Here is a 16,871-nt window from a genome sequence, read left to right as displayed (position 1 = left end):
CATCAAGGACACTTTCTTATTTCTTCAACTTGCCGATGGCCCGGCAAGCGTCCCAACGCGATTCGTGACCCTGACCCTCAGCAAGACTAGTGCCAGGGCCGAGCAAAAGAACGGCGCCGCTTTGTCGCGTCCATGACAATTGTGCGACGCGCGGCAGCGGGACTGTTGCACGGCTCCTACGCGATTTCTGTGACGGGTTCCACAACCGGGGAGATCCTGACGCAACCGTGAGGACATTGCGCCAAAAGAAAAAGGCCGGATCGACGATCCGGCCTGTTGTCTCGAACGACTCCAATTGATCAGGCGGCCGCGGCCTTCTTCGGCGCGAAGCGGCCGTAGAATGTCTCGCCCTTCGCCGCCATGTCTTCGAGCAGCTTCGGCGGCGTGAAGCGCGAACCGTACTTCGCTTCCAGCTTGTGGCAGAGCTCGACGAACTTCTTCGTGCCCATGAAGTCGATGTAGGACAGCGTGCCGCCGGTGAACGGCGCGAAGCCGAAGCCGAGGATCGAACCGACATCCGCCTCGCGGGGATCGGTGATGACGTGATCCTCGACGGTGCGCGCCGCTTCCACAGCCTGCACGACCAGGAAGCGCTGCTTCAGCTCCTCGACGTCGAGCGTGTCAGGATCGAGCTGCTTCGGCTGCAGCGCCGAGAGCCCCGGCCACAGACTCTTCTGGCCCTTGCCCTTCTCGGGATAGTCGTAGAAGCCCTTGCTGTTCTTGCGACCAAGACGCCCTTGCGTCTCGACCATCTCCACCATCAGCTTCTTCTGATCGGGATTGATGGCGTTCGGGCCTAGATCGGCTTCGGTCGCCTTCATGATCTTCAGGCCAAGGTCGAGCGCGACTTCGTCCGACAGCGAGAGCGGGCCGACCGGCATGCCGGCCATCTTGGCGCAGTTCTCGATCATCGCCGGCGGCACGCCTTCGAGGAACATCTCGTTGCCCTCGGCGACGTAACGGCCGACGCAGCGGTTGGCGAAGAAGCCTCTGGAGTCGTTGACCACGATCGGTGTCTTGCCGATCTGCCGGACGTAATCCAGCGCGGTCGCGAGCGCGAGGTCGCCGGTGTTCTTGCCGAGAATGATCTCGACCAGCATCATCTTCTCGACCGGCGAGAAGAAGTGGATACCGACGAACTTGCCCTGGTCCTTGAAGCTCTCGGCCAGCGAGGTGATCGGCAGCGTCGAGGTGTTCGACGCGAAGATCACGTCGGGCTTCAAATATTCCTGCGCCTTGGCAAAGGTGTCAGCCTTGACCTTGCGGTCCTCGAACACGGCCTCGATGACGAGGTCGACGTCCTTCAGCGCGGCATAGTCCGCGGTCGGCGTGATGCGCGCGAGCAGCTTCTCGGCATCCTCAGGCTTGGCGCGACCCTTCTTGATCTGGTCCTCGATCACCTTCTGCGCGTGCGCCTTGCCCTTGTCGGCGCTCTCCTGGTCGCGATCGATCAGAACGACGTCGAGGCCGGCGCGGGCCGAGACGTAGCCGACGCTGGCGCCCATGAAGCCGGCGCCGATCACGGCGATCTTCTTGACCTTGGTCGGCGGCACGTCCTTCGGCCGTCGCGCTCCCTTGTTGAGCTCCTGCATCGACAGGAACAGGCTACGGATCATCGCCGCCGCCTCCTTCGAGCGCAGCACCGAGGTGAAGTAGCGCGACTCGACACGCAGCGCGGCGTCGATCGGCAACTGCAGGCCCTCATAGACGCAGCTCATGATGGCGCGCGCGGCCGGATAGTTGTCGTAGGTCTCGCGGCGATAGATCGCGTTGCCGGCCGGGAACATCATCATGCCGGCCTTGGAGAACACCGGGCCGCCGGGCAGCTTGAAGCCCTTCTCGTCCCAGGGCGCGACAGCCTTGCCGCCGCCCTTGATCCAGTCCTTCGCCGCCTTGATCAGGTCAGCGGCCGGAACGATGGCGTGGATCAAATTGAGCTGCTTCGCCTTGTCGATCGTAACAGGGTCGCCCTTGAGCAGGATCGTCATGGCGTCCTGCGGCGGCACCAGGCGCGGCACGCGCTGCGTGCCGCCGGCCCCCGGGAACAGGCCGACCTTGACCTCGGGCAGGCCCAGACGGGTCTTGGGATTCTCCGCCGCCACGCGATAATGGCAGCACAGCGTGATCTCGAAACCGCCGCCGAGCGCGAGGCCGTTGATCGCGGCCGCCCACGGCTTGCCCGACGTTTCGATCGAGCGCAGCACCTGCGAGAAGCGCCGGCTCTGCTCGAACAGCATCTGGTTCGCGGCGGTCTCGCCCTGCTCCTTGAGAACCTTGGCGTAGGCCTGGTTCATGCCTTCGAGCATGGAGAGATCAGCGCCGGCGCAGAACGCGTCCTTCGCAGAGGTGATGACGACGCCCTTCACCGCGCCATCGGCAGTCGTCTCCTTGACGATCGCGTCGAGCTCGCTGGTCGAGGTCTCGTCGAGCACGTTCATCGAACGGCCCGGGATGTCCCAGGTGACGAGCGCGATACCGTCGGAATCGGTCTCAACCTTGAAATTCTTGTAAGCCATGTTGGTTGCTCCCCTACCCCTTAGACGCGCTCGATGATGGTCGCGGTGCCCATGCCGCCGCCGATGCACAGCGTGACCAGGGCGGTGGACTTGTTGGTGCGCTCGAGCTCGTCGAGCACTGTGCCGAGGATCATCGCACCGGTGGCGCCGAGCGGATGGCCGAGCGCGATGGCGCCGCCATTGACGTTGATCTTGGCGTTGTCGATGTCGAAGGCCTGGATGTAGCGCAGCACCACCGAGGCGAAGGCCTCGTTGAGCTCGAACAGGTCGATGTCAGACTTCTTCATGCCGGAGCGCGCGAACAGCTTTTCGGTGACGTCGACCGGACCGGTCAGCATCATCGCCGGCTCCGAGCCGATATTCGCAAAGGCGCGGATCTTTGCACGCGGCTTGAGGCCATACTTCGCACCTGCCTCCTTGCTGCCGAGCAGCACGGCGCCGGCGCCGTCGACGATGCCCGAGGAGTTGCCGGCGTGATGCACGTAATTGACGCGCTCGATCTCCGGATGCGACTGCACCGCGACGCCGTCGAAGCCGCCCATCTGCGCCATCATCGTGAACGACGGCTGCAGCTGCGCCAACGACTGCATCGTGGTCGAGGGACGCATGTGCTCGTCCTTGGCGAGGATCGTGAGGCCGTTGATGTCCTTCACCGGCACCACCGACTTGTTGAAGCGGCCCTCGTCCCAGGCCTTGCCGGCACGCTGCTGGCTCTGCACGGCGTAGGCGTCGACGTCGTCGCGGGAGAAGCCGTATTTGGTCGCGATCAGGTCGGCCGAGACGCCCTGCGGCATGAAATAGGCGGGGACCGCCATCGACGGGTCCATCGGCCAGGCACCGCCGGAAGCGCCGATGCCGACGCGGCTCATCGATTCGGCGCCGCCGCCGATCACTAGATCATGCTGCCCGCTCATCACCTGGGCTGCGGCAAAATTCACGGCATCGAGGCCCGAGGCGCAGAAGCGGCTGATCTGCACGCCGGGCACGGCTTCGCCGAGTCCGGCCTTCAACGCCGCAAAGCGCGCGATGTCGGAGCCCGCCTCGCCGACCGGATCGACCACGCCGAGCACAACGTCGTCGACGGAATCCTCGGGAAGGTTGTTGCGGTCCTTCAGCGCCTTCAGCGGCACGGTGGCGAGCGCGAGCGCGGTGACTTCGTGCAGCGAACCGTCCGCCTTGCCGCGGCCACGGGGGGTGCGAACGTGATCGTAGATGAATGCCTCAGGCATGACGCCCTCCTGATCTGGTGTTCTGATGTCGATGTCGCGGAAGCAGGCTCAGAACGCTTCCGCCGGCAATTCCATGATGGTGGCGCAACCGGACTGGATGCGCGCGAGGTTGGCCGCGGTCTCCGGCAGCATCCGCTCCATGAAGAAGCGGCCGGTGACGAGCTTGGTCGAGAGATAGGGCGTCGCCCCGCCGGCGGCAATCTTGGCGTGGGTGACCTTGGCCATCTTCGCCCACATGTAACCGAGCGCGACGAAACCGAAGAGATGCAGATAGTCGGTCGCCGCAGCGCCGGCATTGTCAGGCTTCATCATCGCGTTCTGCATCAGCCAGGTCGTCGCCTGCTGGAGATGGCCGAGCGAGGTCGAGAGCGGTGAGATGAAGGGCTTGAGCGCCTCGTCGCCGCCGTTCTCCTTGGCGAAGGCCATGACCTCGCCGAAGAAGGCCATGATGGCGCGGCCGCCGTCGCGCGGCAGCTTGCGGCCGACGAGGTCGAGCGCCTGGATGCCGTTGGCGCCTTCATAGATCATGGCGATGCGCGCATCGCGCACGAACTGCTCCATGCCCTGCTCGGCGATGTAGCCGTGACCGCCATACATCTGCTGCGCCTGCACCGCGTTGGCGAAGCCGTAGTCGGTGAGGAAACCCTTCAGCACCGGCGTCATCAGGCCCATGTGATCGTCGGCGGCCTGGCGGTCCTTCGGGTCCTCGGAGCGATGGGCGACGTCGCTCTTCAGCGCGGTCCACATCACGAAGGCGCGCGCGGCCTCGTTGAAGGCGCGGATCGAGAGCAGCGTGCGGCGGACGTCGGGATGCACGATGATCGGGTCGGCCGGCTTGTCCGGTGCCTTCACGCCGGTGAGCGAGCGGCCCTGGATGCGCTCTCGCGCATAGGCGACCGCGTTCTGATAGGCGACCTCGGATTGCGCGAGCCCCTGAACGGCGACGCCGAGGCGGGCCTCGTTCATCATCACGAACATGCCCTGCATGCCCTTGTTCTCTTCGCCGATCAGCCAGCCGGTGGCGTTGTCGTAGTTCATCACGCAGGTCGAATTGCCGTGGATGCCCATCTTGTGCTCGATCGAGCCGCAGACGACGCCGTTGCGGCTGCCCACCGAACCATCGGCATTGACGAGGAACTTCGGCACCACGAACAGCGACACGCCCTTGATGCCTGCGGGAGCGCCCTCGATGCGGGCGAGCACGAGGTGGATGATGTTGTCGGCGAGGTCATGCTCGCCGGCCGAGATGAAGATCTTGGTGCCGGTGATCTTGAAGGAGCCATCGGCCTGGCGCACCGCCTTGGTGCGGAGCATGCCCAGGTCGGTACCGCAATGCGGCTCGGTCAGGTTCATGGTGCCGGTCCATTCGCCGGCAACCATCTTCGGGACGTAGGTCTGCTTCTGCTCCGGCGAGCCGTGAACGATCAGCGCCGCGGTCGCGCCCATGGTGAGACCGCCATACATCGAGAACGCCATGTTGGCGGAGATCTGGAATTCGTTGACGGCCTGGGAGAGCGTCACCGGCAGGCCCTGGCCGCCGAACTCGGTCGGCGCGGAGAGACCGAGCCAGCCGCCCTCGGCGACCTGCTTGAAGGCGTCCTTGAAACCCTTCGGCGTGGTGACGCTGCCGTCGTCGGCGCGCTTGCAGCCTTCGAGATCGCCGACGCGATTGAGCGGCTGCAGCACCTCTTCAGCGAGCTTGGCGGCTTCCCCCAGGATCGCCTCGCGCACGTCGCTCGACGCATCGGAGAAGCCGGCGAGGTTGTCGTAGCGGTCGATCTGGAAGACGTCGTTGAGCAGGAAGTTCACGTCTTCGACGGGGGCTTTATAGATCGGCATTGCGGTCTCCCGGCATGGGCTGAAGCGATGAAAATTTTCAGGAATGGGCGGCGAGCTGCTCCGCCATCAGTCGGTGCAGCATGTTGATGGCCTTGAGCGGACGCACCATCACCTTGAAACCGGTGATGCGCCCCTCGGCGTCGAAGGTGATGATGTCGACGCCGTTGATCTCGATGCCGTCCAGGATGGTCTTGAATTCGAGCACGGCGCCGTCGGCACTGCGCCATTCACCCACATAGGTGAAACCGGGACCACCGAGCACCTTCTCGGCGCTGGCGAGATATTTGAAGGTGATGTCGCGCCCGCGCTGCGGGGTGTGCACGACGGGACTTTCGAACACGGCGTCGGGATGGAGCAGGTCCCACAGCGCCTTGCTGTCGTGGGACTTCATGTAGGCGTACCAGGAGTCGAGGCCGGTCATTGTCAGGTGCCTCCCAAAGGGCTTTGGCAAAAACGCGAAAACAACCCCATGCACAGTAGCGCCAGGGGGATGCTCTTCCGGGGGTCTGAAGCCCCACCTCATATGCACATTGACGCATATGCGCCGATGCGCATAAAGTCAAGCTGGTTGGTTAAGCTTACGGGGAGGCAGGTCACATGGCACTGGGCGACGCGATCCTCGCATGCCTCACGGAACGTCCGATGACGGGCTACGAGCTCGCCAAGACGTTCGACTCCTCGGTCGGCTTCTTCTGGAAGGCCGACCACCAGCAGATCTACCGCGAACTCTCCAAATTGCGCGACCGTGGATACATCCAGGGCCGCGAGGTCGTGCAGACGGGCAAGCCTAATAAGCTCATCTATACGCTGACTCCGGAAGGCCGAACAGCGCTGCGGCACTGGGCCGCGCGGCCGAGCACCCCGCCCTCGATCAAGGACGATTTGCTGGTCCGGCTGCATGCGCTCGACAGCATCGACATCGAGCCGATCCGCACCGACCTGATGGACCGGCTGGAGCACCACCGCGACCGGCACGAGAACTATGAGCGGATTCTGAAAAAGCGATTCCCGGAAGGAACGGCATCAGGCGTGCTCGACCTCGGCAATCTGCTGCTGCTGCGCCTCGGCGCGCGGCACGAGCAGATGGTGGCCGATTTCTGCGAAGAGGCCCTTGAGGCGCTGTCGGCGATGAGCGGCAAGGGCACGGTGGTACCGCTGGACGACAGCAAGCGCGAGAAGGGTTAGGGCTCCCCCCCGGTTCCAACCGCCCAACTTTAAGACACCGGGACTGCGTTCCTTAACCCGTTATTTACCCTAACGGACAAAAGTCTGACTTCGAGGCAGACGACCCGCGCCAAATCCGATTGTCTTTGCAACCGGCACGCGTGGGGAGACTGGAGGCGCCGGGTGGGGCGCCGGAGTCGGAACCGGACAGAGTCATGAATTCGCGCGTATCGTGGAGTGTTGACGGCATCGATCCATCCGTCCGGGAGCGGGCCGAAGCTGCTGCGCGCCGTGCCGGCATGTCGCTCAACGATTGGCTGAATTCCACGCTCGGCGAGACGGCTCCGCCGAACTTTCGCGGGCCTTCCGACCAGCGCCAAGATCAGCGTCAGGAGCAGCGTCCCGATCCGCGCGCGATGCCGATGCCGAACCAGGGCGCCAGCCAGGAGAGCCGCGAGGTCGCCGACATCCATCAGCGGCTCGACGCGATCACCCAGCAGATCGAACGGATTTCAAAGCCCGCCGCGCCGCGCCAGGAAATGTCGCGCGAGCAGGGCGTCGCCCGCCAGCTCAACGACGCGATCTCGCGGTTGGATGCCCGCCTCTCGCAGATCTCGCGGCCCCAGCAACCGCAGCCGCAAGCACAGCAGCCTCAGCCGCCGCGACCGGCACCTGCGCCGGCACCGGCCCCGGTTGAACCGCGCCAGCGCCAGGCCGATGCGGTCGAGCGCGCGGCCGCGCAAGTCTATCGCAGCTCACCTCCCCTGAGCCCTGCATCGTTCGACGTCGCGGTCGCCGAGATCACCGCGCGCCAGAGCGAGCTTGACGGCTTTGCGCCGCGGCAACTGCCGCCGCGCGCTGCCCCGCCGATCGCGCCGTCTCCCGCTCCTTACGCGCCTCCGATGGCGCCAATGGCGGCGCCGCCCGCGCCGGTCTATGCCCCGCCGCCACCGCAAGCAGGGCCGGATTTCTCGTCGCTCGAACGCCATCTGCTCAAGATCACCAGCCAGATCGAGTCGCTGCAGCGTCCTGATCATACCGAGCAGGCGATCAACGGCTTCCGCGCCGAGCTCGCCGAGATCCGCAACGCCATCACCGAGGCGATGCCGCGCCGCGCGATCGAATCGATCGAGAACGAGATCCGCTCGCTGCACCGTCGCATCGACGAGACCCGCTCCAACGGCACCGACGGCCAGGTGCTCTCGGGCATCGAACACGCCCTCTCCGACATCAAGCAGGTGCTGCGCACGCTGACGCCGGCCGAGCAGCTCGCCGGCTATGACGAGGCGATCCGCAATCTCGGCGCCAAGCTCGACATGATCCTGCGCGCCAATGACGACCCCTCGACGGTGCGCCAGCTCGAAGGCGCGATCTCCGCCCTGCGCGGCATCGTCTCGAACGTCGCCTCCAACGAAGCGCTGGCACGACTTTCCGAGGACGTACAGCTGCTGTCGTCCAAGGTCGACCAGGTCAATCGCACCTCGGACCGCGGCGACAGCTTTGCCGCCCTGGAGCAGCGCATCGCCGCGCTCACCGCCGCGCTGGAAACGCGCGAGCGGCCGCAAGCGGCCGAGAGCTCCGAACATCTGGAAGCCGCGATCCGCGCGCTGTCCGATCGTTTCGACCGCATGCAGGTCGGCAACGATTCGGCCTCGACCTTCGCGCATCTCGAGCAGCGCGTCTCCTATCTGCTGGAGCGTTTGGAGGCCACCTCCGATTCCCGCGGCGGCGATTTCAGCCGTGTCGAGGACGGGCTGCACGACATCCTGCGACACCTGGAGCGGCAACAGGCGACTTATGCCGCGCTCGCCGAGAGCCGCAATTCGGCGCCCCCTCCCGATTCCGGCATGGTCGATCTCGTCAAGCGCGAGCTCTCCGACATCCGCTTCAGCCAGGCCGAGACCAACCGCAGCACCCAGGATTCGCTGGAGGCCGTGCACAACACGCTCGGCCATGTCGTCGATCGCCTCGCCATGATCGAGGGCGACCTGCGCGCGGTGCGATCGGCGCCGCCGGCTCCTGCACCACAGCCAATGCCGATGGCTGCGCCCATGCCGATGGCCGCGCCGGTCGAGCCGGCGCCGATGGCGCGCGAGCAATGGCAGCCGCAGCCGCCGGCGCAATACGATCCGAAGCCCGAGCTGCCGAATCCGGCCAGCGCGCAGCAGCCGGCGCATTCGGCGTTCGTCGCCGCGCCGCGTGAATTTCATGCCGCCGCGCCCGCAACGCCGCCGCCGGTACCGGCGGCTGCGCCGGTGCCGCCGCGCGCGATCAGCGAGATTCTCGAGCCGCACACGGCACCCGCGCGCGCCGCGATCGCGCCCGAGCTGCCGCCGGATCATCCGCTCGAGCCCGGCACGCGTCCGGGCGGCCGCCCCGCCACGCCGTCCGAGCGCATCGCCGCCTCCGAAAGCGCGATCAGCGAAATCCCCGCCGCGCCGAAGGAGCCGGTGTCGTCGTCGAGCTTCATCGCGGCCGCACGCCGCGCCGCGCAAGCTGCCGCCGCGCAGCCGCCGGAAAAGCCCGCTCGCGGCGTCAAGGCTGCGCTCGCGGCCCGCACCAAGGACAAGGGCCAGGCAAAAGCATCGGCCGCAGGTCAGGAAGGCGGCTCGACCATCACGTCGAAGATCCGCTCGCTGCTGGTCGGCGCGAGCGTGGTCGTGATCGTGCTCGGCACCTTCAAGATGGCGATGAACCTGCTCGACGGCGGCGGCCCGCCGCCGGCGCCGCAGGCGATGGAGGATACCAGCCAGCCGGCGCCGCAGGCGCCGCCCCCGGCCGAGAGCAAGCCTGCCGCGCCCGAACAGATCACGCCGTCGATGACTTCGCCGACGCCGATCGGCAAGCAGTCCCTGAACAATGCCGCACCGGCGCCCGCGCCGGCGAGCTCCGGCAGCACGGCTTCGGTCGAAATTCCGCCTGCGCCTGCGGCAGCAGTGCCGCCGCAGCCCGCGGCGAACAGCGACGTCACCGGCGCGCTGTCCGGCACCAGCCGCGCACGGCTCGGCGTCGTCCAGGTGCCGCCGAGCGAGAAGCTGCCTGATGGCATCGGCGGCCCCGCCCTGCGCACCGCCGCGATGAAGGGCGATGCGACGGCGGCCTACGAGATCGGCGTGCGCTTTGCCGAAGGCAAGGGCGTGGCTGCGAACTACGACGAAGCCGCGAAATGGTACGACCGCGCGTCGCAGGCCGGCGTGGTGCCTGCGACCTTCCGCCTCGGCACGCTCTATGAAAAGGGCCTCGGCGTGAAGAAGGATGCCGACATCGCCCGCCGCTATTACGCGCAGGCCGCCGAGCGCGGCAACGCCAAGGCGATGCACAATCTCGCGGTGCTCGACGCCGACGGCGGCGGACGCGGCGCCAACTACAAGAGCGCGGCACAGTGGTTCCGCAAGGCCGCCGACCGCGGCGTCGCCGACAGCCAGTTCAACCTCGGCATCCTCTATGCCCGCGGCATCGGCGTCGAACAGAACCTCGCCGAGTCCTACAAATGGTTCAGCCTGGCTGCTGCCCAGGGCGACGCGGATTCGTCGAGCAAGCGCGACGATGTCGCCAAGCGCCTCGACCCGCAATCGCTCGCCGCCGCCAAGCTCGCGATCCAGACCTTCAGCGCCGAGCCGCAGCCCGACGACGCCGTCAACGTTCCGGCGCCCACCGGTGGCTGGGACAGCGCCCCGCAAGCGGCCAAAAAGCCGGCGCCGAAGCCGGTCGCGACGAAGAAGACGGCTTCGGCGGCGCATTGAAATTCGACGAGATCGGACGCGGTGCCCACCTCTCCCCGACGGGGAGAGGTGATCCGAGTTCGTGGCTCGCACCGGTTCAAGCAACCGACATTGCAGCTACGGCGCCTCGATCACCGTCGGCACGCCCGGCTCCAGCAGGCGCAGCCGCGTGCCGAACCCGAGCACGTCGAACGTCTTGCGTAGATCCTCGCTGCTCTGGCGGAAGTGCGCCCAACCCTCGGTGTGCACGGGCACGATCATCGCATCGGGAAAGGCGCGCGCGGTCTCGATGGTGTCGTTGGTGTCCATGGTGAGATGGAACGGTCCGCGGGTTTGCGCGGCACCGGCGAACGGCAGCACCACGCCGCATTTGAAGCGGCGCGCGACCTCGGCGACGCCGTCGAACCAGGTGGTGTCGCCACTGATGTAGACCGGCCGCGTGTCCTTGCGGCTCGACTGCACCACGAAGCCGATGACGTCGCCCGACAGCGGCTCGATGCCGGCCGGTCCGTGCCGCGCCGGCGTCGCGGTGATGGTCAGCGTGTTGCCGTCATCGTCCTTCAGATGCGCGGTCGCCCAGGGCGCGAGGCCCTCGACATGGCCGCCGAGGCGCCTGGCGCCGGCCTCCGTGGTCAGCGCGCGCGGCGCCTTCAACAGATAGTCGCGCCCGGACTTGTCGAGATTGTCCGAGTGCTGGTCATGACTGAGCAGCACGGCGTCGATCGGGCCGATCGCGTCGGCCTTCACCGCGGGGCCGATGGTCTTCTCCAGCTTCACATGTGGCAATTGGTAGTCGCCGGGCGCATCGAAGGTGGGATCGGTGAGCAGGCGAAAGCCGTCGATCTCGATCAGCGCGGTGGGGCCGCCGATCAGGGTGATGGAAACGGGCATGAGGGGAACTCCTCTTACACGACGGGCTTTGCGGGGCGCGTCACCAGGTAAATGCCGAGCGCCACCGGAATGATCCCCAGGAGGTCGCGCATCTCGACATGCTCGCCGAGCACGAGGAAGGCGAACAGCATGCCGAGCGGCGGCATCAGGAAATGATAGGCGCTGGCCGCGGTCGCGCCACACACTTTCAGGAGATGAAACCAGAGCCAGTAGGCGAGGATCGAGCCGCCGAGTACGAGGAACGCGAAGGCGCCGATCAGGCTCGGCGTGAGGTCGATGGCATGAACGTCCGCAAAGGTCAGCGCGACCGGCGTCAGCACGATGCCGGCCGCGAGATTCTGCACGCCGTTGCCGATCCACAGGGAACCCCTGGGCGCGAACAGCTTGAACAGGATGGTGCCTGATACGATGGAGGCGAGCGAGGCCAGCGTAAAGATGATGCCGTGCAGGGAATCAGTACCGACCGAGAGGCGATGCCAGACGATCAGGGTCACGCCGATGATGCCGAGCGAGAGGCCGCTCGCCTTGCGCCACGTCATGCCCTCGCCGAGCAAGAGCGCTGCGAGCGCGGCGGTGAACACGGGGTTGGCCGAGACGATCAAGCCGCCGAGGCCGGCGGAGACCGATTGCAGGCCGGTGTAGCCGAGCCCGAGATAGAGCGCGTTGTTGGCGATGCCGAGCACGGCGAAGATCAGCGCATCGCGCCACGACAACGACCAGTCGCCACGGACCAAGGTGGTGCCGAGGATCAGTATGCCCGCGAGCGAGAAGCGCGCAGCGAGCAGGATCAGCGGCGGGCAATGGGTGACGCCGATCTTGCCGGCGACGAAAGCGTAGCTCCAGAGCAGGCAAAACAGGCCGATGGCAAGCGGCAGCGCATTGAAGCGGCTGGTGGGAGCGGACATCGAGGGGGCGAGGGACATGGCATTCTCCTGAGCCCTCGATCTAGGGAGCTGGCTTGCCATTTGGAAATTAAATGATTAACTCGTAACCAGTGGATTTTCGAATGGAGGCTTCCATGCTCGATCTTGAGCTCTTGCGCAGCTTCGTCTCGGTGGTCGAGGCCGGCGGCTTCACTCGCGCCGGCGAGCGCGTCCATCGCACCCAATCGACCGTCAGCCAGCAGATCAAGCGGCTGGAAGAGGACGTCGGCCAGGTGCTGCTGCACCGTGACGGCAAGGACGTGCGCCCGACCGAGGCCGGCGAGCGGCTGCTGTCCTATGCGCGCCGGCTGCTGACGCTCGCCGAAGAGGCGCGCGACGTGCTGCGCGAGCCCGACGGCGAAGGCGCGATCCGCCTCGGCATCCCCGAGGATTTTGCCGCCTATCGCCTGGCCAAGCTGCTGGGCGCGTTCTCGCGCTCGCATCCGAGCCTGCGTCTCGACGTGCGCGCCGACCAGAGCAAGAACCTCGCCCGCGATCTCGAACGCGGCGAACTCGATCTGGCGCTCTACAAGCGCGAGGCCGGCGGCAAGGACGCGATCGCGGTGTGGCCGGAAGAGGTGCACTGGGTCACCAGCAAGAGCCATCCGGTCGATGTCAACGCGCCGTCGGTGCCGCTGATCGGCTTTCCGCTCGGCTGCCTCTACCGCGCCGGCGCCATCCACGCGCTGGAAAGCGCCGGCCGCGCCTGGCACATGTCGTATTCGTCATCGAGCCTCGCCGGCATCCAGGCCGCGGTTGCCGCCGGCATGGGGCTGAGCATCCTGTCGGAGATGTCGATCCAGTCAGACCATCGCGTGCTGACGGCCAAGGACGGCTTTGCGCCGATCAACCGCACCGAGGTGGCGCTGATGGCCGCCCCGAACGCGAGCTCCGCGACGCTGCGGCTGGCCGATCGGCTCGCGGAGTTTTGCGAGGACGTGCAGGCGAAGGCGGCGTAGTCGCCGCGGGGGCGGTGCGTTCCCTCCCCCCTTGTGGGGGAGGGAGCGCAGTTGTGCGCGTGGCCCGCAGCGCGGCTTAGTAACACCTTGACGCTGCGATGGCGTGGACGCGGCGGTCGCCGAGCAGGTGTGCGACAAAGCCGTTCTTCGGAAAAATTTTCGCGAACGCGGCATCGCGGATGCTGAGGCCGCCGGCATAGGCGCCGAAGGCTGGCATCACGGCGCGCAGTCCGTCGCTGGCAAAACAGCGCCGCTCCATCGAACGGCCGCGCGCGGAGACGCGGGCCTTCGGATGAAGATGGCCGGCGATCTCGCCCTGCGCGCCTGATGGCTCGTGGCGGAAGGTGATCGGGCCGATCGAGACCTCGTCCGCAATGGTGCCGCCAAGATCGCGCGGCAGCATGGGATCATGATTGCCCGAGATCCAGATCCAGTCGCGGCCGGTCTGCAGCGCGGCGACGGCGTTGCGGTCGTCCGCCGAGAGGCGCTCATGCGCGGTGCGATCGTGGAAACTGTCGCCGAGTGCGATGACGGTGCGCGGATCATGGCGGGAGATGACAGCAGCGAGCCGGCTCAGCGTCGCCAGCGTGTCATAGGGCGGCAGCAGCACCCCGCGCGTGGCGAAGCTGGAACCCTTTTCGAGATGCAGGTCGGAAACGACGAGCAGACGCTGCTCTTCCCAGAACAGTGCGCCGGAGAGATCGGCCGCGAAGGTCACATCGCTGATCGTGACCCTGGAAACGCGCATGTCTTCAACATCCTCCGAAACCAGCGCGCCCAACGTCAAGACCTGCTCTTATCCCATCGCTTCCTTGACCAGCTCGTCGGCAGCTTCCGCCAACAGCTCGTCTGCAGCTTCGCCATAAACTGACTCGCGGCCGATTTCCAGCATCACGGGGACGGCGAGCGGGGAGACGTGGTCGAGTTCCCGATGGGTGATGCGGCCCTGGATGCGCCCTAGCATGCCGCCGAGGCGGCGCAGATCGAGCAGGCCGGTGGCGGCATCGGCGCGCGCCGCGCGCAACAGCACGTGATCGGCCTGGTGCTTTCGCAAGACGTCATAGACGAGATCGGTCGAGAACAGCACCTGGCGACGGCTCTTGTCCTCGCTGGTGAAGCGGCGCTCGATCAGGCCTGAGATCAGCGCGCAGTTGCGGAAGGTGCGCTTCATCAACGCTGACTCGGCGAGCCAGGCTTCGAGATCGTCGCCCAGCATGTCCGGGTTGAACAGCGCATCGAGGTCGAGTTGTCCGTTACGGATCATGAAGGAGGCATCGCCGAGCCCCCAGATCGCCACCGCATATTCATTGGCAACGAAGCCGAGCGGCCGGGCGCGGGCGCGCTCGAGCCGCCGCGTCAGCAGCATGCCGAGCGTCTGGTGCGCGAGCCGGCCTTCGAAGGGATAGCAGATCAGGTAATGCTTGTTGCCGCGCGGAAAGGTCTCGACCAGCAGTTCGCGCACGCCGGGCACGCGGCTGACGTCCTTCTGCAATGACAGCCAGTCGCGAACCTGTTCGGGCAGGCCATTCCAGGCGCGTCTGTCATCAAGGATACGGCGCACGCGCTCGGCGAGATAAGTCGAGAGCGGAAACTTGCCGCCCATATAGGACGGCACCTTCGGGTCCTTGTCGTTGGCGCGGGATACGTAGACTTGGTCTTCTGCCAAAGCCTCGTAGCGCACGACCTCGCCACCAAAGACAAAAGTATCGCCGGCGGTCAGGCCCTCAATAAAGTATTCCTCGATCTCGCCGAGTACGCGGCCGCCGCGCGCGATGGCGCCGGTCGAACCGCTGCCGCCTGCGCGCGAGCGCACCAGCCGCACCTTCAGCATCGGTTCCTCGACGATGGTGCCGACGTTGAGGCGATAGCTCTGCCGCACCTTCGGATTGGCGACGCGCCAGCGGCCCTGCTTGTCCTGCTTGATGCGGGCGAAGCGCTCGTAGGTTTTCAGCGCGTAGCCGCCGGTGGCGACGAAATCGACGACGTCGTCGAAATCTCCGCGCGCAAGTCCGGCGTAAGGCGCGGCCGTGCGGACCTCTTCAAAAAGTTCGTCGCTCAGCAACGGCTCGCCGCAGGCGCAGCCGAGCACGTGCTGGGCCAGCACGTCGAGCGCGCCGGTGCGCAAGGGCGGCGTGTCCTGCGCATTCTCGGCGATGGCATCGATTGCGGCGCGACATTCCAGCACCTCGAAGCGGTTGGCGGGCACCAGTACGGCGCGCGAGGCTTCGTCGAGCCTATGATTGGCGCGGCCGATGCGCTGCATCAGGCGCGATGAGCCCTTGGGTGCGCCGATATTGACGACGAGATCGACGTCGCCCCAGTCAATGCCGAGGTCGAGCGAGGAGGTGCAGACCACACCGCGCAGTCTGCCCGCCGACATCGCTTCCTCGACCTTGCGCCGTTGCGCCACGTCGAGCGAGCCGTGATGCAGCGCAATCGCAAGGCCGTCGTCGTTCATGCGCCAGAGATCCTGGAACAGCATCTCGGCCTGGCTGCGGGTGTTGACGAAAACGAGCGTGGTCTTGTTTTGCTTGATCAGCTCATAGACTTCGGCGAGCGCGTGGCGCGCGCCGTGGCCGGCCCAGGGCAGCCGCTCGCGCGTATCCAGCATCTCGACCAAAGGCGGCGCAGCGCCCCCGGCGACGACGATGTCGGCCGCGGTTTCCTTTCCGCCGGGCTGCGGCACCAGGAAGCGCGCGAGCTGGTCCGGCTCGGCGACGGTCGCCGACAGGCCGATCGCGCGCATCTGCGGCGCCAACCGCCACAGCCGCGCGAGGCCGAGCGAGAGCAGATCGCCGCGCTTGGACGTCACCAGCGCATGCAGCTCGTCGAGCACGATGCGCTCGAGCGAGGAGAACAGAAACGGCGCGTCGTCGGAGGAGAGCAGCAGCGCGAGCTGCTCCGGCGTGGTCAGCAGGATATCGGGCGGATAGCGCCGCTGGCGCTGGCGCCGCGACACCGGCGTGTCGCCGGTGCGGGTCTCGACCTTGATCGGCAGGCTCATCTCGGCGATCGGCCGTTCCAGATTGCGCGCGATGTCGACGGCGAGCGCCTTCAGCGGCGAGATATAGAGCGTGTGCAGGCCGGCGCTGCGCTGAACGCTGCGGCCGGTGGAGACGAGCTTGCGGCTGTTACCTCCCCCCTTGTGGGGGAGGTCGGCAGCCGCAGGCTGCCGGGAGGCGGATAGCCCCACGAGCGGTGTCTGCGGCCACCCCCCTCCCCGCCCCTCCCCCACAAGGGAGGAGGGAGAAGAAGACAGCTCCACCAATGTCGGCAGAAACCCCGCCAGCGTCTTGCCGGCGCCGGTCGGCGCGATCAGCAACGCCGACCGATCCTCGCTCGCCTTCTGCAGCAGCGCGAGCTGATGCTCGCGCGGCGACCAGCCGCGCCCCGCGAACCATTGCTGGAAGCGGTCGGGCAGCAGTGCGGCCGGCTCGGCCGGGATTTTGAGGATGCGGGGCGGCACGGCGCAACAGGTAAGCCGTGGGACAGGGTTCGTCGAGGGGTGGGGGCGCCCCCTTCCTCTCCGCAAACTATTCTCTCCCGGGCACGCCGAGAGAACCCCTCATCCGGCGCTTCGCGCCACCTTCTCCCACAAGGGGCCTGTTGCGTAATTCGCCAGTTGTGA

At 66.6% G+C, this 16,871-nt stretch carries 11 protein-coding genes; 3 read left to right on the top strand and 8 right to left on the bottom strand.

The genetic code is table 11. From position 1 onward, the window contains the following. Positions 1-299: 299 nt before the first annotated feature. The 4 genes from QY049_RS34585 to QY049_RS34570 are packed head-to-tail and all read right to left on the bottom strand — an operon-like array spanning position 300 to position 6,005. Positions 300-2,516, bottom strand: coding sequence for an FAD-dependent oxidoreductase (locus QY049_RS34585; protein WP_301270433.1), 2,217 nt, complete (start codon positions 2,514-2,516; stop codon positions 300-302). Positions 2,517-2,536: 20 nt separating this feature from the next. Then, positions 2,537-3,745 carry an acetyl-CoA C-acetyltransferase gene (locus QY049_RS34580; RefSeq protein WP_301270432.1) on the bottom strand — a complete coding sequence of 403 codons (1,209 nt, stop codon included), beginning with the start codon at positions 3,743-3,745 and terminating at the stop codon, positions 2,537-2,539. A 48-nt stretch (positions 3,746-3,793) separates the two neighbouring features. Next, on the bottom strand, positions 3,794-5,584 hold the full coding sequence (locus tag QY049_RS34575; RefSeq protein ID WP_301270431.1) for an acyl-CoA dehydrogenase C-terminal domain-containing protein: 1,791 nt from the start codon (positions 5,582-5,584) through the stop codon (positions 3,794-3,796). Between the two features lie 37 nt (positions 5,585-5,621). Next, entirely contained in the window at positions 5,622-6,005 is a 384-nt protein-coding gene (locus QY049_RS34570; RefSeq protein WP_194478351.1) for a nuclear transport factor 2 family protein, read from the bottom strand. A gap of 176 nt (positions 6,006-6,181) precedes the next feature. Here QY049_RS34570 and QY049_RS34565 point away from each other — a divergent pair, with 176 nt between their 5' ends. Continuing rightward, positions 6,182-6,769: a PadR family transcriptional regulator gene (locus tag QY049_RS34565; protein WP_194478352.1), complete on the top strand. Its 588-nt coding sequence runs from the start codon at positions 6,182-6,184 to the stop codon at positions 6,767-6,769. Between the two features lie 194 nt (positions 6,770-6,963). After that, positions 6,964-10,491, top strand: a complete 3,528-nt coding sequence (locus QY049_RS34560) for a hypothetical protein (RefSeq protein ID WP_301270430.1) — start codon at positions 6,964-6,966, stop codon at positions 10,489-10,491. Between the two features lie 96 nt (positions 10,492-10,587). On the opposite strand, the gene QY049_RS34555 is transcribed toward QY049_RS34560, so the two are convergent. Next, a complete protein-coding gene (locus tag QY049_RS34555) occupies positions 10,588-11,361 on the bottom strand; it encodes an MBL fold metallo-hydrolase (protein WP_301270429.1) in 774 nt (257 codons plus the stop codon). A gap of 14 nt (positions 11,362-11,375) precedes the next feature. Continuing rightward, positions 11,376-12,284: a DMT family transporter gene (locus tag QY049_RS34550; RefSeq protein ID WP_194478355.1), complete on the bottom strand. Its 909-nt coding sequence runs from the start codon at positions 12,282-12,284 to the stop codon at positions 11,376-11,378. A gap of 95 nt (positions 12,285-12,379) precedes the next feature. Here QY049_RS34550 and QY049_RS34545 point away from each other — a divergent pair, with 95 nt between their 5' ends. Continuing rightward, entirely contained in the window at positions 12,380-13,243 is an 864-nt protein-coding gene (locus tag QY049_RS34545; protein ID WP_194478356.1) for a LysR substrate-binding domain-containing protein, read from the top strand. Positions 13,244-13,319: 76 nt separating this feature from the next. Here QY049_RS34545 and pdeM read toward each other — a convergent pair whose 3' ends face one another. Together pdeM and QY049_RS34535 are read right to left on the bottom strand one after the other, a co-directional pair. Beyond that, positions 13,320-13,991, bottom strand: coding sequence for a ligase-associated DNA damage response endonuclease PdeM (gene pdeM, locus QY049_RS34540; protein ID WP_258764161.1), 672 nt, complete (start codon positions 13,989-13,991; stop codon positions 13,320-13,322). 48 nt (positions 13,992-14,039) lie between these two features. Continuing rightward, positions 14,040-16,709: a ligase-associated DNA damage response DEXH box helicase gene (locus QY049_RS34535; protein WP_258764163.1), complete on the bottom strand. Its 2,670-nt coding sequence runs from the start codon at positions 16,707-16,709 to the stop codon at positions 14,040-14,042. Positions 16,710-16,871: the final 162 nt, after the last annotated feature.

Source organism: Bradyrhizobium sp. WYCCWR 13022 (genome assembly GCF_030435535.1).
Lineage (GTDB): Bacteria > Pseudomonadota > Alphaproteobacteria > Rhizobiales > Xanthobacteraceae > Bradyrhizobium.
Note: the sequence above shows the minus strand (reverse complement) of the source record. Positions and strands in the feature narration are given on the sequence as shown.

Bases quoted from the DNA above. Each gene is read 5' to 3' on its own strand.
- QY049_RS34550 (WP_194478355.1), bottom strand. From the start codon at position 12,284: ATGTCCCTCGCCCCCTCGATGTCCGCTCCCACCAGCCGCTTCAATGCG.
- QY049_RS34575 (WP_301270431.1), bottom strand. From the start codon at position 5,584: ATGCCGATCTATAAAGCCCCCGTCGAAGACGTGAACTTCCTGCTCAAC.
- QY049_RS34570 (WP_194478351.1), bottom strand. From the start codon at position 6,005: ATGACCGGCCTCGACTCCTGGTACGCCTACATGAAGTCCCACGACAGC.
- QY049_RS34565 (WP_194478352.1), top strand. From the start codon at position 6,182: ATGGCACTGGGCGACGCGATCCTCGCATGCCTCACGGAACGTCCGATG.
- QY049_RS34555 (WP_301270429.1), bottom strand. From the start codon at position 11,361: ATGCCCGTTTCCATCACCCTGATCGGCGGCCCCACCGCGCTGATCGAG.
- QY049_RS34560 (WP_301270430.1), top strand. From the start codon at position 6,964: ATGAATTCGCGCGTATCGTGGAGTGTTGACGGCATCGATCCATCCGTC.
- QY049_RS34545 (WP_194478356.1), top strand. From the start codon at position 12,380: ATGCTCGATCTTGAGCTCTTGCGCAGCTTCGTCTCGGTGGTCGAGGCC.
- pdeM (WP_258764161.1), bottom strand. From the start codon at position 13,991: ATGCGCGTTTCCAGGGTCACGATCAGCGATGTGACCTTCGCGGCCGAT.
- QY049_RS34580 (WP_301270432.1), bottom strand. From the start codon at position 3,745: ATGCCTGAGGCATTCATCTACGATCACGTTCGCACCCCCCGTGGCCGC.
- QY049_RS34585 (WP_301270433.1), bottom strand. From the start codon at position 2,516: ATGGCTTACAAGAATTTCAAGGTTGAGACCGATTCCGACGGTATCGCG.